The organism is Microbispora sp. NPDC049633 (assembly GCF_040675265.1).
Classification (GTDB): Bacteria; Actinomycetota; Actinomycetes; order Streptosporangiales; family Streptosporangiaceae; genus Microbispora; species Microbispora maris.
In genome coordinates this window covers 1-19,424 of the sequence record NZ_JBFAOO010000060.1, presented here as the reverse complement: position 1 = coordinate 19,424, position 19,424 = coordinate 1, and the positions used below count along the sequence as shown (strand labels likewise).

15 protein-coding genes and 1 pseudogene are annotated in these 19,424 nt (G+C 72.1%); 13 read left to right on the top strand and 3 right to left on the bottom strand.

Annotation, left to right across the window (positions count from 1 at the left end; genetic code table 11):
* The first annotated feature begins 146 nt into the window (after window positions 1-146).
* Window positions 147-965: an alpha/beta hydrolase gene (locus AB0J39_RS17855; protein WP_363465722.1), complete on the top strand. Its 819-nt coding sequence runs from the start codon at window positions 147-149 to the stop codon at window positions 963-965.
* Here AB0J39_RS17855 and AB0J39_RS17850 read toward each other — a convergent pair.
* From AB0J39_RS17850 to AB0J39_RS17840, 3 genes and pseudogenes are all read right to left on the bottom strand, one after another.
* Window positions 962-1,348 (bottom strand): ABC transporter permease, encoded by a 387-nt coding sequence (locus tag AB0J39_RS17850; RefSeq protein WP_363465720.1) that lies wholly within the window; start codon window positions 1,346-1,348, stop codon window positions 962-964. The genes AB0J39_RS17855 and AB0J39_RS17850 overlap by 4 nt on opposite strands.
* A gap of 18 nt (window positions 1,349-1,366) precedes the next feature.
* On the bottom strand, window positions 1,367-2,119 hold the full coding sequence (locus tag AB0J39_RS17845) for an ATP-binding cassette domain-containing protein (protein WP_363465718.1): 753 nt from the start codon (window positions 2,117-2,119) through the stop codon (window positions 1,367-1,369).
* Between the two features lie 82 nt (window positions 2,120-2,201).
* Window positions 2,202-2,258, bottom strand: a pseudogene (locus AB0J39_RS17840) (hypothetical protein); the annotation flags it as partial.
* A 115-nt stretch (window positions 2,259-2,373) separates the two neighbouring features.
* On the opposite strand from AB0J39_RS17840, the gene AB0J39_RS17835 reads away from it, so the two are divergent.
* The 12 genes from AB0J39_RS17835 (at window position 2,374) to AB0J39_RS17780 (ending at window position 19,344) form a co-directional block, all read left to right on the top strand.
* The gene (locus AB0J39_RS17835; protein ID WP_169981951.1) at window positions 2,374-3,060 is read left to right on the top strand and encodes an SDR family oxidoreductase; all 687 of its coding nucleotides are present in this window, start codon (window positions 2,374-2,376) and stop codon (window positions 3,058-3,060) included.
* 73 nt (window positions 3,061-3,133) lie between these two features.
* Window positions 3,134-4,477 carry a formimidoylglutamate deiminase gene (locus AB0J39_RS17830; RefSeq protein ID WP_363465715.1) on the top strand — a complete coding sequence of 448 codons (1,344 nt, stop codon included), beginning with the start codon at window positions 3,134-3,136 and terminating at the stop codon, window positions 4,475-4,477.
* A gap of 53 nt (window positions 4,478-4,530) precedes the next feature.
* Window positions 4,531-5,679 (top strand): imidazolonepropionase, encoded by a 1,149-nt coding sequence (gene hutI / locus AB0J39_RS17825; RefSeq protein ID WP_363465713.1) that lies wholly within the window; start codon window positions 4,531-4,533, stop codon window positions 5,677-5,679.
* A gap of 224 nt (window positions 5,680-5,903) precedes the next feature.
* Window positions 5,904-6,836 carry a sigma-70 family RNA polymerase sigma factor gene (locus AB0J39_RS17820; protein ID WP_363465711.1) on the top strand — a complete coding sequence of 311 codons (933 nt, stop codon included), beginning with the start codon at window positions 5,904-5,906 and terminating at the stop codon, window positions 6,834-6,836.
* 273 nt (window positions 6,837-7,109) lie between these two features.
* Complete coding sequence (locus tag AB0J39_RS17815; RefSeq protein ID WP_363465708.1) at window positions 7,110-8,426, top strand: ammonium transporter; 1,317 nt, start codon at window positions 7,110-7,112, stop codon at window positions 8,424-8,426.
* Window positions 8,423-8,761 carry a P-II family nitrogen regulator gene (locus AB0J39_RS17810; RefSeq protein WP_030510869.1) on the top strand — a complete coding sequence of 113 codons (339 nt, stop codon included), beginning with the start codon at window positions 8,423-8,425 and terminating at the stop codon, window positions 8,759-8,761. The genes AB0J39_RS17815 and AB0J39_RS17810 overlap by 4 nt, the downstream gene beginning before the upstream one ends.
* Window positions 8,762-8,765: 4 nt before the next feature.
* The gene (locus AB0J39_RS17805) at window positions 8,766-11,102 is read left to right on the top strand and encodes a [protein-PII] uridylyltransferase (protein WP_363465706.1); all 2,337 of its coding nucleotides are present in this window, start codon (window positions 8,766-8,768) and stop codon (window positions 11,100-11,102) included.
* 230 nt (window positions 11,103-11,332) lie between these two features.
* Window positions 11,333-14,665: a nitrate- and nitrite sensing domain-containing protein gene (locus AB0J39_RS17800; RefSeq protein ID WP_363465703.1), complete on the top strand. Its 3,333-nt coding sequence runs from the start codon at window positions 11,333-11,335 to the stop codon at window positions 14,663-14,665.
* A gap of 5 nt (window positions 14,666-14,670) precedes the next feature.
* The gene (locus AB0J39_RS17795; protein ID WP_346226269.1) at window positions 14,671-15,081 is read left to right on the top strand and encodes a roadblock/LC7 domain-containing protein; all 411 of its coding nucleotides are present in this window, start codon (window positions 14,671-14,673) and stop codon (window positions 15,079-15,081) included.
* Window positions 15,082-15,096: 15 nt separating this feature from the next.
* Entirely contained in the window at window positions 15,097-15,456 is a 360-nt protein-coding gene (locus AB0J39_RS17790) for a DUF742 domain-containing protein (RefSeq protein ID WP_030510865.1), read from the top strand.
* A 28-nt stretch (window positions 15,457-15,484) separates the two neighbouring features.
* Window positions 15,485-16,021: an ATP/GTP-binding protein gene (locus tag AB0J39_RS17785; RefSeq protein WP_310742229.1), complete on the top strand. Its 537-nt coding sequence runs from the start codon at window positions 15,485-15,487 to the stop codon at window positions 16,019-16,021.
* Window positions 16,022-16,389: 368 nt separating this feature from the next.
* On the top strand, window positions 16,390-19,344 hold the full coding sequence (locus AB0J39_RS17780; RefSeq protein WP_363465700.1) for a nitrate- and nitrite sensing domain-containing protein: 2,955 nt from the start codon (window positions 16,390-16,392) through the stop codon (window positions 19,342-19,344).
* Window positions 19,345-19,424: the final 80 nt, after the last annotated feature.

The window sequence follows — 19,424 nt, the reverse complement described above, 5'->3', positions numbered from 1 at the left end:
GGCGCGTCCGGGTGACACGGGTCGGAGGCGGGGCGTCCCGGCCGCTCAGGCCGGGGCGTCCCGCCGTGCTTTACCTCTCGCGTAATCGATCTTCTGACCTCGCCCGGCCAGACTCCGGTTGTCGATACGAGACAGCGGGAGTGGACATGTTCTTCGAGACCTTCGACGGCACGCGGCTGGCCTACGAGGACTACGGGCAGGGCGAGCCGATCCTTTTCCTGGCGAGCTGGGTGCTGCACAGCGACATGTGGGAGTACCAGCTTCCGTTCTTCGTCGAGCACGGCTACCGGTGCGTGACGCTGGACCGGCGCGGGCACGGCCGCTCCGACCGCCCCTCCACGGGCTACGACCTGGACAGCCTTGCGGACGACGTGGCCTCCCTGATCGAGCACCTCGGCCTGCGCCGCGTGACGCTGGTGGGGCACTCGGCGGGAGGCGCCGAGATCGCCCGCTATCTCGCCAGGCACGGCGAGGAGCGCGTCGCCCGGGTCGCGTTCGTCTGCGCCGTGCTGCCGTTCCTCAAGCGGACCGCGGACAACCCGGAGGGCGCCCCCGAGGAGGCGCTGCGGGCGACGCTCGCCCAGTTCGCGACCGACCGGCCGAAGTGGTTCGCCCGGCAGGCGCAGGCGTGGTTCGCCACGCACCTCGGCAACGACGTGTCGCCGGCGCTCGTCGACTGGACGCTCGCGCAGTGCCTGTCGGCCTCGCCGTGGGCGACGTCGCGGGTGTTCGAGGCGCTCTACCACGCCGACCACCGGGCCGGGCTGCGGGAGATCGGCGTGCCGGCGCTCGTCGTGCACGGCGCCGCCGACACCTCGGCGCGGGTCGAGGTGACCGGCCGCCGTACGGCCGCCCTCGTGCCCGGGGCGGTCTACAAGGAGTACCCCACCGCCGGGCACGGCCTGTTCGTGACGCACAAGGACGCCCTGAACGACAACCTGCTGGCCTTCCTCAAGAACGGCTAGCCGGCGAGGTGGCGCATGGAGCGGACCGACCATGCCAGGGCGGGCACCGCGAGCACCGCCATGTCGCGCAGTGTCCGGCCGAGGACGATGGCCGGACGGCTCGCGGGGCTCGCGGCGAGCCGTTCGAGCACCCCGGTGCGGATCTCGGCGATCATGCCGAAGCCCACGAACAGCGAGCCGAACAGCGCGATCATCACCATCACGCCGGGGGTGAACAGGGCGAGCGTCCGCTCGTCCGGCACGCCGGGCATGGTGTTGGCCGGCAGCGGGGCGAACAGCAGCAGATAGGGGACGGGCTGGAGGAGGCCGAACAGCGGCCAGACCGGATTGCGGGCGGTGTTGCGCAGCTCGTGAGCAAGGAACAGGCCGGTGTGCTTCAGCATCGTCGGGCCTTTCGGGGGTCAGGCCGCGTCGCGCAGCGAGCGGCCGGTCCTGTGCAGGAAGACGTCGTCGAGCGTGGCCCGGTCGAGCGCCACGGACTCCAGGGCCAGGCCCTGCCCGGTGAGCGCGGTCAGCAGGTGCGGCAGTGCCCGCTCGCCGTCGTCCAGGTAGACGCGCAGCAGGCCGCCGTCGGCCCTGACCTCTCTGGTGTACGGCAGGCCGTCCAGCACCCGCGCCGCCTCGTCGGTGCCGGACACGCGCAGGGACACGACGTCGCCGGCGATCTCGCGTTTGAGCTCGGAGGGTGTCCCGGCCGCGACGACGAGCCCGTGGTCGACGATGACCAGGCGGTCGCACAGCGCGTCGGCCTCGTCCAGGTAGTGGGTGCTGAGCAGGACGCTCGTCCCGCCGTCGCGCAGCGTCCTGATCTGCTCCCAGAGGTTGGCCCGGTTCTGCGGGTCGAGACCGGTCGTGGGCTCGTCGAGGAGCAGCAGCGGCGGCCGGTGGACCAGGCCCAGCGCGATCGCGACGCGCCGTCTCTGGCCGCCGGACAGGGTGCGGGCCGGCCGGTCGGCCGGGCCCGTCAGGTCGAAGGCCGCGAGAAGCTCGTCCGTGCGCGTGGCGGCCTCGGCCGCCGCCAGGCCGTTGACCCGGGCGGCGAGCCGGAGATTGGCCCGGGGCGTGTTGGTCTCGTCGACCCCGCCGGCCTGGCCGACGTAGCCGATGCGGCGCCGCACCTGCTCGGGTGAGGTCAGCAGGTCGTGCCCGGCCACCGTCGCGGTGCCGCCGGTGGGCGCGACCAGCGTCGCCAGGCATGCGGATCGTCGTGGTCTTCCCGGCGCCGTTGGGGCCGAGCACGCCGACGATCTCGCCTTCGGCGACCCGGAGGTCGACTCCTCGTACGGCCTCCACCGGCGCGCCGGCCGCGGCCGTGTAGCGGCCCGTCGAGCAGCACTCCCAGGATCAGCACCCGCGGCGGTGACGCCGGTGCCGGGGGAGATCTACGGGACGCTCTAAGGTGAGGTCCATGCGACCCACGGCTTTGATCACCGGCGCCTCGCGGGGCGTGGGGGCGGCGATCGCCCGTGCCCTCGCCCCGACGCACGAACTTCTCCTGGGCGGGCGGGACGGCACCGCGCTCGACGCCATGTGCGCCGAGCTGCCGGCGGCCCGCCCCTGGGCGGTGGAGCTCACCGAGCTCACCCCGGCCGAGGTGGAGGGGATCGACCGGCTCGACCTGCTGGTGCACAGCGCGGGCATCGCCAGGCTCGGCCACCTCGCCGACGTCCCGGCCGAGGTCTGGCGGCGGACGATGGAGGTCAACGTCATCGCGGTCGCCGAGCTGACCCGCCTGCTGCTGCCCGCGCTGCGCGCGGCCCGGGGGCACGTCGTGCTGATCAACTCCGGCGCCGGGCAGCGGGCCAACCCCAACTGGGGGGCCTACGCCGCCAGCAAGTTCGCCCTCCGCGCGTACGCGGACGTGCTGCGCGAGGAGGAGAACGCCCACGGCGTGCGCGTCACCACCGTCTTTCCCGGCCGGGTGGACACGGACATGCAAAGGGACGTGCGTGCCCAGGAGGAGGGGCCGTACGAGCCGGGAAGGTATCTGGAGGCGGAATCGGTGGCGCGGGCCGTGCTGGCCGCGGTGACAGCCACGCCCGACGCCCACGTCACCGAGATCACGGTACGGCCGGCGGCGGGACCGACCCGCTGACGGCCGCGCGAGGCGCGGGGACGCACGTTCGACAGCAGTGGCAGCACCGCCACACCGCCCACCTGGAGGACCGGTGCACGTGACTTACTGGTGCGAGATGGCGTGGCTGTCGCCGGGCGAGATCGTCGAGAGCGTCGTCGTCGGCGTCGAGGGCCGGCGCATCGCGGAGATCAGGCCCGAGGCGGCGCCTCCCCCGGGAGCCGTACGGCTGGCCGGGCTGACCCTGCCCGGCCTGGCCAACTGCCATTCGCACGCCTTCCACCGCGCGCTGCGCGGCCACACCCAGGCAGGTCGCGGCAGCTTCTGGACCTGGCGGGAGCGGATGTACGCGGCCGCCGAGGCGCTCGACCCGGACCGCTACCTCGCCCTGGCCACCGCGACGTACGCCGAGATGGCGCTCGCCGGGATCACCACGGTGGCCGAGTTCCACTACCTCCACCACGGCCCCGGGGGCAGGCCGTACGCGGACCCGAACGCGATGGGCCACGCGCTGGTCGAGGCGGCCAGGCGAGCCGGGCTGCGCGTCACCCTGCTCGACACCTGTTATCTGACCGGGGGCATCGGCGAGGCGCTCACCGGCACCCAACTGCGCTTCGGCGACGGGGACGCGGAACGCTGGGCGGCCAGGGCCGACGAGCTCGCCCGGGTCTACGAGGGCGAGGAGGACGTCGAGATCGGCGCGGCCATCCACTCCGTGCGGGCGGTGCCGCCCGAGCAGATGCACGTCGTCGTCGACTTCGCCCACCGGCACACCGGGCCGCTGCACGCGCACGTGTCGGAGCAACGGGCCGAGAACGAGGCGTGCGTGGAGATCTACTCGGCCACGCCCGTCCAGGTGCTGCACGACCACGGCGTGCTGGGGCCGCGCTCGACCGCGGTGCACGCCACCCATCTGTCCGACGTGGACGTGGCGCTGCTCGGCGGCTCCACCACCCATGTGTGCATGTGCCCCACCACCGAACGCGACCTCGCCGACGGCGTCGGCCCCGCTCGCCGGCTGCTGGACGCCGGATCGCCGGTCACACTCGGCACCGACAGCCAGGCGGTCATCGACCTGTTCGAGGAGGCGCGGGCGGTGGAGCTGGACGAGCGGCTGGTCACGGGCGAGCGCGGGCACTGGCCGGCCGCGCAGCTCCTGCACGCCGCGACCGCCGCCGGACAGGCGTCGCTGGGCTTCCCCGACGCGGGGTGCCTGGTGCCCGGCGCCTGGGCCGACCTCGTCTCCGTACGGCTCGACTCGGTCCGTACGGCCGGCGCGACGAAGGCCTCGGCGGTGGAGTCGGTGGTGTTCGCCGCCACCGCCCCCGACGTGCACTCGGTGGTCGCCGGCGGACGGCGGATCGTGGAGGACGGGCGGCACGTGCTCGGCGACGCCGGGGCGCTGCTGCGCGACGCGCTCGCCCCGCTGCAGCGGTGAGGTTTGCGCCGTTCGCGGGGTGGCGAGGATCAGGAGACGTGGGGCCGAGCGGCATGACATCAGTCGTTTTCACGGGCATCGGGCTGCTGTACACGGCGGACCCCGAGCGGGAGGAGATCGAGGACGCCGCGCTGGTCGCGGAGAACGGCGTGGTCCGCTGGATCGGCCGCTCCGCCGACGCCCCGCCCGCCGACGAGCGGGTCGACGTGGAGGGACGGGCCGTCGTCCCGGGCTTCGTGGACAGCCACGCGCACCTGGTCTTCGCCGGCGACCGCACCGCGGAGTTCGCCGCGCGGATGGCCGGCCGGCCCTACTCGGCGGGTGGCATCCGCTCGACCGTCGCCGCGACCAGGGAGGCCACCGTCCCCGAGCTCGTGGAGACGACCGCGCTGCTCGTCGCGGAGATGACCATGCAGGGCACGACGACGTTCGAGATCAAGAGCGGATACGGCCTCACGGTCGAGGACGAGCGCCGCAGCCTGGAGATCGCCCGCCAGTTCACCGAGGAGACGACGTTCCTCGGCGCGCACGTCGTCCCGCCGGGGACGACCGCCGACGACTACGTCCGGCTCGTGACCGGGCCCATGCTGGAGGCGTGCGCGCCGTACGCCAAGTGGGTGGACGTGTTCTGCGAGCGCGGCGCGTTCGGCGAGGAGCACAGCAGGGAGGTGCTCGCGGCGGGACGCAAGGCCGGGCTGCGGATCAGGGTGCACGCCAACCAGCTGGGCGAGGGCCCCGGGGTGCGGCTGGCCTGCGAGATGGGGGCGGCCTCCGCCGACCACTGCACCCATCTCACCGAGGCCGACGTGGACGCGCTCGCCGCCAGCGGGGTGGTCGCCACCCTGCTGCCGGGCGCGGAGTTCTCCACCAGGTCGCCGTACCCGGACGCGCGGCGGCTGCTCGACGCGGGCGTCACCGTGGCGCTGGCGACCGACTGCAATCCGGGCTCCTCCTTCACCACCTCGATGCCGTTCTGCATAGCCCTGGCCGTACGCGAGATGGGCATGACGCCGCTGGAGGCCGTGCGGGCGGCGACCCGCGGCGGCGCGCGGGCGCTGCGGCGCACCGACGTGGGCGCCCTGTGCGCAGGCTCCCGCGCGGACCTCGTCATCCTGGAGGCCCCGTCGTACGTCCACCTGGCGTACCGGCCGGGGGTTCCGCTGGTGGCGCAGGTCTGGCGGATGGGACGCCGCCTCGTTTGAACCCGCCTGACCTGGGTAATCGCCTTTTTTCCCGGCCCCGCATCCTCCTTGGGGAGGAGAACGAAACCATTCCCGGGTCGTATTCGTTTGGGGAATCTTTGCCTTGGACCGGCCGTTTACCGGGGCAGGAGCAGGAAACCGGGGGCCGTGCCGAGCGGGGCGGACACGCCCGGCTCGCCGGCTCACATATTGCATATCGCGGCGGCGGAACGAGGTGCCATCGGATGGCGACGGGGAATCGGACGCAGGAACAGCACGTCTCTGACCGGGATCTGCTGGGGACGTATCTGGCCGAGATCGGCCGCGTTCCATTGCTGACCGCGGAGCAGGAGGTCGAGCTGGCCAAGCGCATCGAGGCGGGGCTGTTCGCCGAGCAGTTGCTCGACAGCGGGCGGCGTGAGCCGAAGATCGCGGATGCGACCGACGAGGAGCTGGAGCGCCTCGCGATCTCGGGGCGGCGGGCGAAGGACGAGTTCATCCAGGCCAACCTGCGTCTGGTGGTGGCGGTCGCGCGGAAGTACTCCGGCCGGGGAATGCCGCTCATCGACCTGGTGCAGGAGGGGAACCTCGGGCTGGTCCGCGCGGTGGAGAAGTTCGACTACCGCAGGGGGTACAAGTTCTCGACCTACGCCACCTGGTGGATCCGGCAGTCGGTGGGCCGCTCGATCCACGAGCAGGCGCGGCCGGTGCGCCTGCCCACCCACGCGGGGGAGCAGATGACGCGGCTCATGCGGGTGCGCAGGGACATGCTGGCGGAGTTCGACGCGGAGCCGACCGACGCCGACCTCGCCGAGGTGCTCGACCTGCCGATCGAGCGGGTGCAGGAGCTGCGCCGCTGGGCCTCCGACCCGGTCTCCCTCCAGCTCGGCGTGGGCGACGAGGACGAGACCGAGCTCGGTGACATGATCGCCGACGAGACCTGGGCGGATCCCGAGCAGCAGGCCATGGCCACGCTGGAGAAGGAGCGCCTGGAGCAGTGGCTGACCGGCCTGGAGGGCCAGATGCGCGAGATGCTGCGCTGGCGGTACGGCCTGGTGGACGGCCGGGAGCACACCCTCACCGAGGTGGGGGAGCGCTACGGCATCGGCCGCGACCGCGCCCGGCGCATCGAGCGCGACGCGCTGGTGCGGCTGCGCAAGATGGCCAGCGCCGCGTAATCCGCCGCCCCGGCGGGGGCCGGGGACCCCGGCCGTGACGACGCGCACCCCTTGGGGGTGCGCGTTTTGTCGTTCTGAGCACGTCCGAAACCCGCCCGAAACACCTCGGCGGCGAGTTTCACACATGTGAAACACGCATGGTCGTGGGCTGAAACGGCGGAAGAACACGCTGTCGCCAACGTCAGTGCGCCAGCCGGCCGATGGTGACCCCGCGCGAAGCCCACTGAGGGAGTGATAACCGGCCACACGCCAAATGTAAGGAGGGCCGCGTCGGTGAAGATCGATACCGGCACCACCGCCTGGATGATCACAGCCACCGCACTGGTGCTGCTGATGACCCCCGGGCTCGCGTTCTTCTACGGGGGCATGACCAGGGCGAAGAGCGTCCTGAACATGATGATGATGTCGTTCGTCAGCATCATCGTCGTCACCATGGCCTGGGTGCTGTACGGGCACTCGCTGGCCTTCGACGCCTTCGGCGACGGGGACAACTTCATCAACAAGCTCATCGGCGGCGGGGACGCCCTGGGCCTGCAGAGCCTCATCGACACGACCACCAAGGACGACGGCACCGGTATGCCGAGCCTGGTGTTCTCGGCCTTCCAGCTCACCTTCGCGATCATCACGGTGGCCCTCATCAGCGGCGCCATCGCCGACCGGGCGAAGTTCGGCGCGTGGGTCGTCTTCGGCCTCGCCTGGGCGACGCTCGTCTACTTCCCGGTCGCCCACTGGGTCTGGGGCGGCGGCTGGCTGGCGAACCTCGGCATCGAGGACTTCGCCGGCGGCACGGTCGTCCACGTCAACGCCGGTGCCGCGGGCCTCGCGCTCGCGTTCGTGCTGGGCAAGCGCACCGGGTGGCGCAAGGACCCGATGCGGCCGCACAACCTGACCCTGGTCCTGCTCGGCGTGGGCCTGCTGTGGTTCGGCTGGTTCGGCTTCAACGCCGGCTCCGAGCTCGCCGTCGACGGCACCGCCGGCCTCGCCTTCATGAACACCCAGGTCGCCACGGCCGCCGCGGCCGGCGCCTGGATCCTCGTGGAGAAGCTGCGTGACGGCCACTCCACCACCCTCGGCGTCGCCTCCGGCGCCGTCGCCGGCCTCGTCGCCATCACCCCCGCCTGTGGTTTCGTCGACCCGTGGGCGGCGCTCGTGCTCGGCCTCGTCGCCGGCGCGGTCTGCGCGTACGCGGTGGGCCTGAAGTATCGCCTCGGCTTCGACGACTCGCTCGACGTGGTCGGCGTGCACCTGGTCGGCGGGGCGATCGGCGCGGTCTCGCTCGGCATCATCGCCCGCTACCCCTTCGCGGACGGCCAGAACGAGGGCCTCATCTACGGCGGCCCGATCTCCCAGCTCGGCGTGCAGGCCCTCGGCCCTGTCGCGGTCGGCCTCTACTCCTTCATCATGGCGTACGTGATCGGGAAGATCATCGACAAGACGATGGGCTTCCGGATCGACCAAGAGGACGAGGTCACCGGCATCGACATCACCACCCACGCCGAGACCGGGTACGACCTCGGCACCGTCCACTCCTCGGGAGTGGCCTCCGTCAACGGGCCCGTGCCCGCGTCCGCGAAGAAGGTCGACGCATGAAACTCATCACCGCAGTCATCAAGCCGTTCAAATTGGACGACGTGAAGGCCGCTCTGGAGCAGTTCGGCATCAAGGGCATGACCGTCTCGGAGGCCAGCGGCTACGGCCGTCAGCGCGGCCACACCGAGGTCTACCGCGGCGCCGAGTACCAGGTCGACCTGGTGCCCAAGGTCCGGGTCGAGGTGCTCGCCGAGGAGGACGACGCCGAGGACGTCATCGACGTCATCGTCAAGGCGGCCCAGACCGGCAAGATCGGCGACGGCAAGGTCTGGTCGGTCCCCGTGGACACGGTCGTCCGGGTCCGCACCGGGGAGCGCGGGCCGGAGGCGCTGTAACCGGATGATGAGAGGGGAGGCACGCTCGTTCGCCGCGGTCCGCAAGGACCGGGCCGCGGACATCGACAGATGGCTCACCGATCTGTTCCGCACGGCGGCCATGCGGCCGTACGCGCGGGAGGGGGGATCGGGAGGGAAGGGCGGCCTCCCCGAGGAGCGCGGCCCCGCCGCTCCCCTCGGGGGCGGCCCCGCCGCCGGCGGGCCCAACGGGATCAGCGGGATCGCCCTGGTCGCGGTCGGCAGCCTGGGACGGGGCGAGCTCGCCCCGGGCAGCGACCTCGACCTGGTCCTGCTCCACGACGGTCGCGACGACGTGGCGAGGATCGCCGACCGCATCTGGTACCCCATCTGGGACTCCGGAATCGGCCTCGACCACTCGGTCCGCACCGTGGACGAGGCGGTGAAGGTCGCCAGGGAGGACCTCAAGGCCGTGCTCGGCCTGATCCAGGCCCGCCACGTGGTGGGGGACCCCGAGCTGACCAGGGCCGCGCGGGAGGCCGTGCTCGCCGAGTGGCGCGCGGACTCCCGGCGCAGGCTGGCCGAGCTGCGCGCCTCGGCCGACAAGCGCGCCGAGTCGGGCGGCGAGCTGGCATTCCTGCTCGAACCCGACCTCAAGGACGCCAGGGGCGGGCTGCGCGACGTACAGGCGATGCAGGCCGTGGCCGCCGCCTGGGTCGCCTCGGCCCCCGGCCCCCGGGTGCGCGAGGCGTACGAACTGCTGCTGGACATCAGGCACGGGCTGCACCTCGTCACCGCGCGCGGCACCGACCGCCTGGTGCTCCAGGAGCAGGACGCGGTCGCCGGCACGCTGGGCCTGCTGGACGCCGAGGCGCTGATGCGCCGTCTGGCCGAGGCGGGCCGGACCGTCTCCCACGCGTTCGACGCCACCTGGCGCACGGTCGACCGGCTGCTCACCGGTCCCGCGCCCCGGGGGCGCAGGCCCCTCGCCGACGGCGTCGTGGAGCACGGCGGCGAGGTCGTGCTGGCCCGCGGCGCCAGCCCGCGCACCGACCCCACGCTCGTTCTCCGCGCGGCCGCGGCCGCCGCGGAGGCCGGGCTGCCGCTCGCGCCCGCGACGGTCTCCACGCTGGCCGCCCAGTCTCCGCCGCTGCCCGTGCCGTGGCCCGCGGAGGCCCGCGGCGCGCTGGTCGCCCTGCTCGGTGCGGGGCGCGCCGCCGTACCGGTCTGGGAGGAGCTCGACCAGGCGGGGGTGCTCGTCAAGCTCATCCCCGACTGGGAGCGTGTGCGTCACCGCCCCCAGCGAAACCCGGTCCACCGCTACACCGTCGACCGGCACCTCATCGAGACCGCCGCCGGCGCGGCCGCCTTCACCCGTGAGGTGTCGCGTCCCGACCTGCTGCTCATCTCGGCGCTCCTGCACGACATCGGCAAGGGCTGGCCGGGCGACCACTCCACCACGGGCGAGATCGTCGCCAGGGACATCGGCACCAGGATGGGCCTGCCCGCGGCGGACGTGGACGTCCTCGCGACCGTGGTGCGGCACCATCTGCTGCTGCCGGAGACCGCCACCCGGCGGGACCTGGACGACCCGGTGACGATCTCCCGGGTCGCGGAGGCCGTCGGGTCGAGGCAGGTGCTCGAACTGCTGTCCGCGCTGGCGGTGGCCGACGGCACCGCCACCGGGCCGGCGGCGTGGAACTCCTGGAAGGCGTCCCTGGTCTCCGACCTGGTGCGGCGGGTGCGGTCGGTGCTGTCCGGCACGCCGCCCGCGCCCGCGCCGGCCCTTTCCCCCGAGCAGGCCGCGCTCGCCCGGCACGGCGGCGGCGCGGTGCGCGTCAACGGGAGCGCGGTCACCGTGGTCGCGCCCGACCGGCCGGGCCTGCTGTGGCGGGCGGCCGGGGTGCTCGCGGCGCACCGCATGGCGGTCCGCTCCGCCTCCGCCGCGTCCGCCGGGTCGACGGCGGTCATCGAGTTCGTCGTGGCCCCCGAATACGGCACGCCGCCGGACCCCGCGACGCTGGAAGCCGACCTGCGCCTCGTCCTGGCCGGACGGCTCGACATCGAGCAGCGCCTGGCCCGGCGGGCGAGGTCGATGCGCCCCTCCCGGGTGCCGGTCGCGCCGCCCCGCGTCACCCTGCTCGACGACGCGTCCAACACCGCGAGCGTGGTGGAGGTGCGGGCGCACGACCGGCCCGGCCTGCTGTGGCGGATCGGCCGCGCGTTCGGCGAGTGCGGGCTTGACGTACGCGCGGCGCGTGTGGAGACTCTGGGCGCAGAAGCGGTGGATGTCTTCTATGTGGCGGATCGAACGGGTCGTCCCATCCTCGATGAGCAGCAGCGTATGCAGGTGCGGGAGCACGTGCTTGCCGCCCTCAGGTGAGCTGAGTCACGATCCTCACCTCTTGGTAACAATTGGGGTGCTGCGGTAGGGGTAGGGCCGCTCGCCATCGTGACCTTGTGGTCGAATTGTCCCCGCTTATATAGCTGTGTCACTTCATGCTGTCCAGACGCGTGAAGGCATGCCGAACGATGGCGGGGCCGGTGAGCATGGAGCAGTCGAATACCGATAACCGCAGGCGGCGGAGTCGTATCTCGCCGCGCAACTGGCGAGTGCCCACACGCCTGACCGCGCTGATCGTCGCCCCGACGCTCGTCGCCGTGCTGCTCGCCGGCGTCCGCGTCGTCGGCTCGATCGACAGCCTGACGGCCTACCAGCGGACCAGGTCGGCGGCGGAGTACTCGGTGCACCTGCGGGACCTCGCCGAGCAGCTCGCCCTCGAACGTGACCTGTTCGTCTGGGGTGGCACCAGCAGGCGCAAGTTCAACATCGACGGGGAGACCGAGGTGACCCGCGCCCAGCAGCGCGCGGCGGTCGACCCGCTGATCCAGCAGGTCAGGGCAGACCTCAAGAACCTCAACGCGGACTACGGCACCCGTGCGGTGGAGCAGGCGCAGCAGCTTTCCAGCCGCATCGCGAGCCTCGCGGGGATCCGCGACAACGGCGCGCCCGAGGACTACAGCGCCCTGATCGCCAACATCCTGCGGCTGCAGGACGAGCTGGGCAACAACGACGACAACGCCTCGATCGTCGGCAACATCCGCGCTCTCAACGCTCTCGCCCACGCCAAGGAGGAGGCGGCCCTGCAGCGGGCCATCCTCACGCGTGAGCTGATGGAGCGCAACCAGACCTTCACCACGTTCGAGCTGCAGGACTTCCTGGCCTCGCAGTCACGTCAGCAGAGCTACCTGGCGACGTTCTACACGGAGGCCCCGCCGGCCGAGGCGAGCCGTCTGGTCACCCTCTTCGCCGACCAGAACGTGGTCAACAGCGAGCTGACCAAGTCGTGGGCGCTCACGCTCGGCCTGCAGAACCAGTCCCTCAGCCGTTACCGGGGCAGGGACAGGACGGCCCAGCAATGGTTCCAGGACAGCACGAAGGCCATCGAGCAGATGGCGGCCGTCGAGGGACGCGTGTCGGGACTGGTGCAGGACCGCGCCCGCGACCTGCAGTCGGCCGAGCAGCGCAACGCCCTCATCGCCGGCGGCCTGATCCTCGCACTGCTCGTGCTCGTGCTCGCCACGACCGTGCTCATCGCGCGGTCGATGGTCTCGCCGCTGCGCCGCCTGCGCGCGGAGGCGCTCGACATCGCCGGGCGGAGACTGCCGGAGATCGTGCGGCGGATGCGCGAGTCCGAGGACCCCGGGCGCGAGTCCCATGTGCAGCCGATCGCGGTCGACAGCAGCGACGAGATCGGCGAGGTGGCGCAGGCCTTCGACGAGGTCCACACGCAGGCCGTGCGCCTGGCCGCCGAGGAGTCCCGCCTGCGCGCCAACGTCAACTCGATGTTCGTGAACCTGTCGCGTCGTACGCAGACGCTGGTGGAGCGGCAGATCTCGCTCATCGACGGCCTGGAGCGGGGCGAGGAGGACGGCCGGCGCCTGGCCGACCTGTTCAAGCTGGACCACCTGGCCACCCGCATGCGCCGCAACAGTGAGAACCTCCTGGTCCTCGCCGGTCACGAGCCGCCGCGCAAGCGCAGCCAGCCCGCCCGGCTGGTCGACGTGGTCCGCGCGTCGCTGTCGGAGGTCGAGGACTACGAGCGGGTCGTCGTCCGGATCCCCCGTACGATCGCGATCGCCGGGCACGCCGCCAACGACGTCGTCCACCTGCTGGCCGAGCTGGTGGAGAACGCCATCGCCTTCTCGCCGCGCAACACCAAGGTCGTCGTCTCCAGCAGCCCCGTCGAGGGCGGCGCCGTGATGCTCGGCGTCACCGACGCCGGCATCGGCATGTCGCCGGAGGAGCTCGCGGAGATCAACCGCCGTCTCGCCGAGCCGCCCACGATCGACGTGTCGGTGTCCCGCCGGATGGGCCTGTTCGTGGTCGGCCGCCTCGCGTTGCGCCACGGAATCCGGGTGCAGCTGCGCCGGGGCGAAGGCGCGGGCGTCATCGCCATGGTGCTGTTCCCCACCCAGCTCATCAGCAACGCAGACCAGCCCGTCATGCCGCGTCCCTCCGTTCCGGCCGGGCAGACGGCGGCCGGGCTGCCGGCCCGGCAGGCGTTCGCCGCCGAGCCGGACCCGCTCGGCTCCGCGCCCGGGGGTGGATCGTTCGAACCCTGGAGCTCCGGCAACGGTGCGGCGGGTGGCGGCGTCGGATCGCGCAGGCCCCCGGTGCCCAGCGGAACCGGGCCCAGCGGAACCGGGCCCAGCGGAACCGGGTTCGGTGAAGACGGGTTCAGCAGTGCCGGGACCGGCGGCAACGGCTCGGGCGGGTTCACCGCGTTCGGCGCGCCGACGGCCGAGGCGCCTGCCGGGCCCGCGGAGAGTGCGTTCGCGGGAGGGACCTTCACCGAGCACTCGGGGCCGCATCCGGCTCCGGGCGCGCCCGGGAGGGCGGCGGACGGCGATCCCCTGAGCCCCGCGTTCGGGGAGCGGTCCGACTCGTCGTGGCCTCCGCTGTCCGCCGGGCCCTCGGCGTCGCCGCTGAGCGGGGCCGCGAGCGGGAGCGGCGAGGACCGCGCGGAGCATTCGTGGCCGTCGCTGCCCACAGGACCGGCCGGCCTCCCGCGGCGGGACGCGCCCACCGGACCCACGGCGTTCTCCCCGTCCGGCACCGGACCCACGGCCTTTTCGCCGTCGAGCACGGGAGCCACGGCGGAGTCCCCGTCGAGCACGGGACCGACGGCGTTCTCCCCGTCCGGCACCGGACCGACGGCCTTTTCGCCGTCGAGCACGGGAGCCACGGCGTTCTCTCCGTCGAGCACGGGACCGACGGCCTTTTCGCCGTCGAGCACCGGGCCGACGGCGTTCTCCCCGTCGGGCACCGGAACGGCCGGGGCGGCGGGCGCGCCGGGATCTCCCGGCGGCCCCGGGGCCTACGCGGCCGGGAACGAGGCGTCGTCGACCGGGCCGCTGCCCTCGGTGGAGGATTCGCCGCTGGAGCGGGGCGACGAGTTCCTGCCGATCTTCGCCTCGGTCGAGTCCGCGTGGTTCCGGCGTCCTTCGGACACCGGCCCGCAGGACGCGCCGGCGGCGCGGTCCGGCGCCGAGGAGGACGAGGAGAAGGCCGGGGAGAGCACCGGGGAGATCGCCAGGGTGCCGGGTTCCGCCCCGGCGCCCGGTGCCGCCGACCCGCAGGACGCAAGCCCCGGCGGGTGGCGGTCGCGGGCCGACAGCGGCTTCCAGGCCGCGGCGAGCGCCCGGGATCCCCAGCTGGGCGGCGTGACCGCGGCGGGCTTGCCGAAGCGCACGCCGAAGGCCAATCTGGTGCCCGGTTCGGTGGGCGCGCAGGGCTCTGCCGCAGCCGCCCCGCGTCCCCCGGTCTCGGCCGAGGCGGTGCGCAACCGCCTGTCCAGCTTCCAGCAGGGTGTTAGGCGAGGCCGGGCCCAGGCGGCCGGAGGTTTCGCCGAAGGGTCGGGTAAAGAGGAGGAGGGCTCGTGACTGAGCTGAGCGTGGAAGCACGCAGGTTCGACTGGCTGATCACCGAGTTCGTCGGCACCACGCCCGGCGTGGCGCACGCGGTGGTGGTGTCGTCGGACGGCCTGCGGCTGGCCCAATCGGACGGCTTTCCGCCTGACCGCGCCGACCAGCTCGCGGCGGTCGCCGCCGGCCTGCTCAGCCTCACCGTCGGCGCCTCGCGGGTGTTCGAGGGGGGCTCGGTGACGCAGACCGTCGTCGAGATGCAGCGGGGACTGCTGCTCGTGATGGCGATCAGCGACGGCTCCTGCCTGGCCGTCCTCGCCGCGCCGGACTGCGACATGGGCCTGGTGGCCTACCAGATGACCCTGCTCGTCGAGCGGGCGGGGCAGGTGCTCACTCCGGCGCTGCGCGCCGAGCTGCAGACGTCACGGCGATGATCGTGGGAGCGGGCCATGCGTGATCGCGACGGAACAGAGGACGAGCCTCTGTTCCGTCCGTACGCCGTCACCGGTGGCCGATCCGAGCCGCGTTACCACATGGCGATGGAAACCCTCGTATCATCGGTGACCTTGAAGAGCAATGACTATTCCCTGCTCAGCCCTGAGCAGGAGTCGATCATGATGCTATGTCGTTCCGTACGATCGGTCGCGGAGATCTCGGCGCTGCTCCGGGTCCCGCTCGGCGTGGCACGTGTGCTCATCGCCGACATGGCCGACGAGGGTCTGGTCCGCCTGCACATGCCGCAGCTGAACCAGGGACAGCCAGACCTCAACCTGCTCGAAAGGGTGCTCAGTGGACTACGCAGGCTCTAGCCGTGGTCTTACCTCGACGAAGATCGTCGTGGCGGGTGGGTTCGGCGTCGGGAAGACGACCTTCGTCGGTGCCGTCTCCGAGATCCTGCCGCTGACGACCGAGGCCGTGATGACCGACGCCAGCGCGGGCATCGACGACCTGGGGCTCACGCCGAACAAGACGACCACGACGGTCGCCATGGACTTCGGCCGGCTCTCGCTCGACCAGGACCTCATCCTCTACCTGTTCGGCACGCCGGGTCAGCACCGCTTCTGGTTCATGTGGGACGACCTCGTCCGCGGCGCCATCGGGGCGGTCGTGCTCGTCGACAGCCGCAGGCTCGCCGACTGCTTCCCGGCGATCGACTACTTCGAGGAGGCGCAGCTGCCATTCCTGGTCGCGATGAACGGCTGGGAAGGACAGTTCCTCCACTCGGAGGAGGAGGTCCGCGAGGCGCTGTCCCTGCCTCCGCACGTCCCGGTCGTCCGTACGGACGCCCGTTCGCGGGATGCCGTCAAATCCACGCTCATCAGCCTGGTCGAGTACGTGCTGACCGTCCGGGCCGCGTACGGCAGGCCCTACTGAGCCCCGTACGAACGCATGTCCCCGACAGACCTCGCCCCGGAGAGGGGTCCGGCGAGGGCGGCACCCCGGAGGGTGCCGCCCTCGCGGCGTACGGTGCGACCATGCGGCGGGAGCCGTGGGCGGCGTTCGCCAGACACTTCCCTAGCCGGCAGGGCAGAATTCGGTATTGATGCCGACCCGATATTTAACCAAATAACATCATCTCCATGCCTGTCTAGGCTATTTGTGCACGGGTGTTCGGTTGGCCTCCCTGGTGTCGGTGTGCTGCAATTACCCTCGCCTGCAGGACGTCTCGCACGTCACGCCAGCCCCATCCGTGCTGAGACACTCCCCCCTGTGCGCACATACGGCGAGAGGTTGCAAAGCCTGTGACGACACAAGACCCCCGGACCGACGAGAGCCCCGGGACCGGGGTTCCGGCTGAGCAGGAGCCCGACGAGGGAAGCCGTTTCCTGCTGCGCAACTGGCGCGTGCGCTCCAGGCTTGTGGCCCTGATTCTCATTCCCACCCTGGCGGCGCTGCTGCTCGGCGGCCTTCGGGTCATCACCTCCGTGAACACGGCGTCCGAATACCAGCAGACCAGTGACCTGGCACGGCTGGTGGACAAGGTCGCGGGCCTCACCCACGAACTGCAGTCGGAACGCGACCGGGCCGCCTGGAACGCGACGATCGGCCGCCCGGCGAAGGCGACCGCCGCCGTGAAGGCGCAGATCATCATCACGAACAAGGCGGCCACCGCGGTGCGTGACCTGGCGAACGAGGTCAGGTCGAAGGTGGGCAGCCGCGGCTCCACCGAGATCGAGCACATCCTCGGCAGGCTCGACGGCGTGGAGTCCCTGCGGAGTCAGGCCTTGGAAGGGAACCTGCTCCCCAGAGCGGTCCTGGACCAGTACACCCTCGTCATCGACACCCTGCTCGCTTTGCAGGACGACCTGGCCAAGAGCACGCAGGACGACAGGCTCGCCGCCTCGGCCGGCACGCTGGCCGCGCTCGCCCGCGCGAAGGAGAGCGCCTCCGCGCAGCGCGGCCTGCTGACCACGGTGCTCCCCGTCGACCGCTTCGAGCAGGCCCAGCTGCAGAACTTCCTCGGCGCCGTGTCCGCCCAGGAGAGCGAGCTGCGTGCCTTCCGCAAGAGCGCCACCCCCGAGGAGCGGACCGACTACGACAACACGGTCACCGGCGGCAAGGTCGACCAGGCGGAGTTCATCCGCACGCTGATTCTCGACCGCGCCAACGCGGGCTTCTCGCTCAAGGGCCTCGACCTGTCGGTACGCGACGACACCCGCCTCTGGTACGACGCGATGTCGCAGCCCATCAACCGGATGCGCACCGTCGAGGCCAAGCTGACCTCCGCGATCGTGGCGCGGAGCCAGTCGCTCAAGGACGACGAGCAGCAGCGCGCCATCATCGTGGCCGTCGCCGTCGCCCTCCTGCTGATCGCCGTGCTGCTCGTCACCACGGGCGTCGCCCGCTCCCTCGTACGCCCGCTGCGGCGGCTGCGCAGCGAGGCGCTGGAGATCGCCGGCAGCCGCCTGCCCGACACGGTCCAGAAACTGCGGGAGGCCGGCGACGCCGCCGAGGTCCCGCCCATCGCCCCGATCCAGGTGGTCGGCCGCGACGAGATCGGCGAAGTCGCGCGGGCCTTCGACGAGGTCCACCGCGAGGCCATCCGGCTGGCGGGCGACGAGGCCCGGCTGCGCAGCAACGTCAACGCGATGTTCGTGAACCTGTCGCGGCGTACGCAGACGCTGGTGGAGCGCCAGCTGTCCCTGATCGACGGCCTGGAGCAGGGCGAGCAGGACGAGCAGCGGCTCGGGAACCTGTTCAAGCTCGACCACCTGGCGACCCGCATGCGCCGCAACAGTGAGAACCTCCTGGTCCTCGCCGGGCAGGAGGCCGCGCGCCGCTGGGGTCAGCCGGTGCCCATCGTCGACGTCGTGCGCGCCTCGCTGTCGGAGGTCGAGAACTACGAGCGCGTCGACATCCAGGTGCAGTCCGGAGCGTCGGTCGTCGGCCAGTCGGTCAACGACGTCGTCCACCTCGTGGCCGAGCTGGTGGAGAACGCCATCTCCTTCTCGCCGCGCGACACCAAGGTCACGGTGTCGAGCAACCGCATCGACGGCGGCGGCCTGATCATCTCCGTCAGCGACCAGGGCATCGGCATGACCCCCGCGGAACTGGCCCAGACCAACTACCGGCTCGCCAACCCGCCGGTCGTGGACGTGTCGGTGTCCCGCCGCATGGGCCTGTTCGTGGTCGGCCGCCTGGCGCTGCGCCACGGCATCCGGGTGCAGCTGCGCCAGCAGGACACCGGTGGCCTGACGGCCATGGTGCTGCTGCCCGAGGCGCTGCTGGCCCACGCCGGTCCGGCGTTCCCCGGTGTGCCGGGCATGCCGCAGCCCGAGCTGACCAGCCCGATGCCGGCCGTCGGGACCGGGCCGCAGTTCGGCGCCTCCGTGTTCGGCGGCGCGCCGGCCCTCGCCAGCCCGACGCCGTTCGAGAACCCGTCGCGCACTCCCGTGTTCGGCGCGGACGCGCCCGGCGTCGGCACCCCCGGCGCCGACCCCTTCGAGCGCGGACCCTTCGAGTCCTTCCCGCGGGAGACGGTCGGCTTCGATCCCGACCCGTTCGCCCGCAACCCCTTCGAACCGCCGCCGAACCGGAGCGCCGACAGTGACCCGTTCGCGCGCAACCCGTTCGAGGCGGGCGGCTCGGGGCGGCCGGGCGAGACCGATCCGTTCGCCCGCAACCCCTTCGACACCGGCGGCTTCGGTCAGGGCGGGCAGCCCGAGCCGTTCGGCCGCAGCCCCTTCGAGTCCGGACCGTTCGACCGGGCGGCCTTCGACAAGACGCCGTTCGAGAAGACGCCCTCCGAGCGAGACCCGTTCGAGACCACGAACTTCGACTCGGGACCGTTCGACGCCGGCCCCTTCGACACCAACCCCTTCAACCGGGGTCACGTCGGGGAGGCCCCGGTGGACACGCCATGGCCGGGCCATCTGCCCCCGCCGGGAGGCGCCTCCTGGCCCGGCACCCCGCAGGAGACCGGCTCCGACTGGGCCGGGCGGACCGGCCGCGGCGCCTTCGAGGGCGACGACAACACCGGCCCGCTGCCGGTGGTGCGGACTTCGCCGCTGGAGTCGGAGGAGGAGTTCCTCCCGATCTTCGCCGCGGTCGAGTCGGACTGGTTCAAGAAGGCCGACGTCCCGGCGGACAAGAACGACGCCGAGGATGAGCCCGGCACGGATACCAGGGCTTGGTCCTCCCCGGCGGACGCCGGCTGGCAGGCGGCCAAGGCGGCCAGCGATCCCTACGTCGCGTGAGAAGCCCTACCCCGCGTAGGAAAACGGTCAAAGAAGTGTCATAATCCCGAAGACATCATCAATACCCGCGGGAGCTCGGG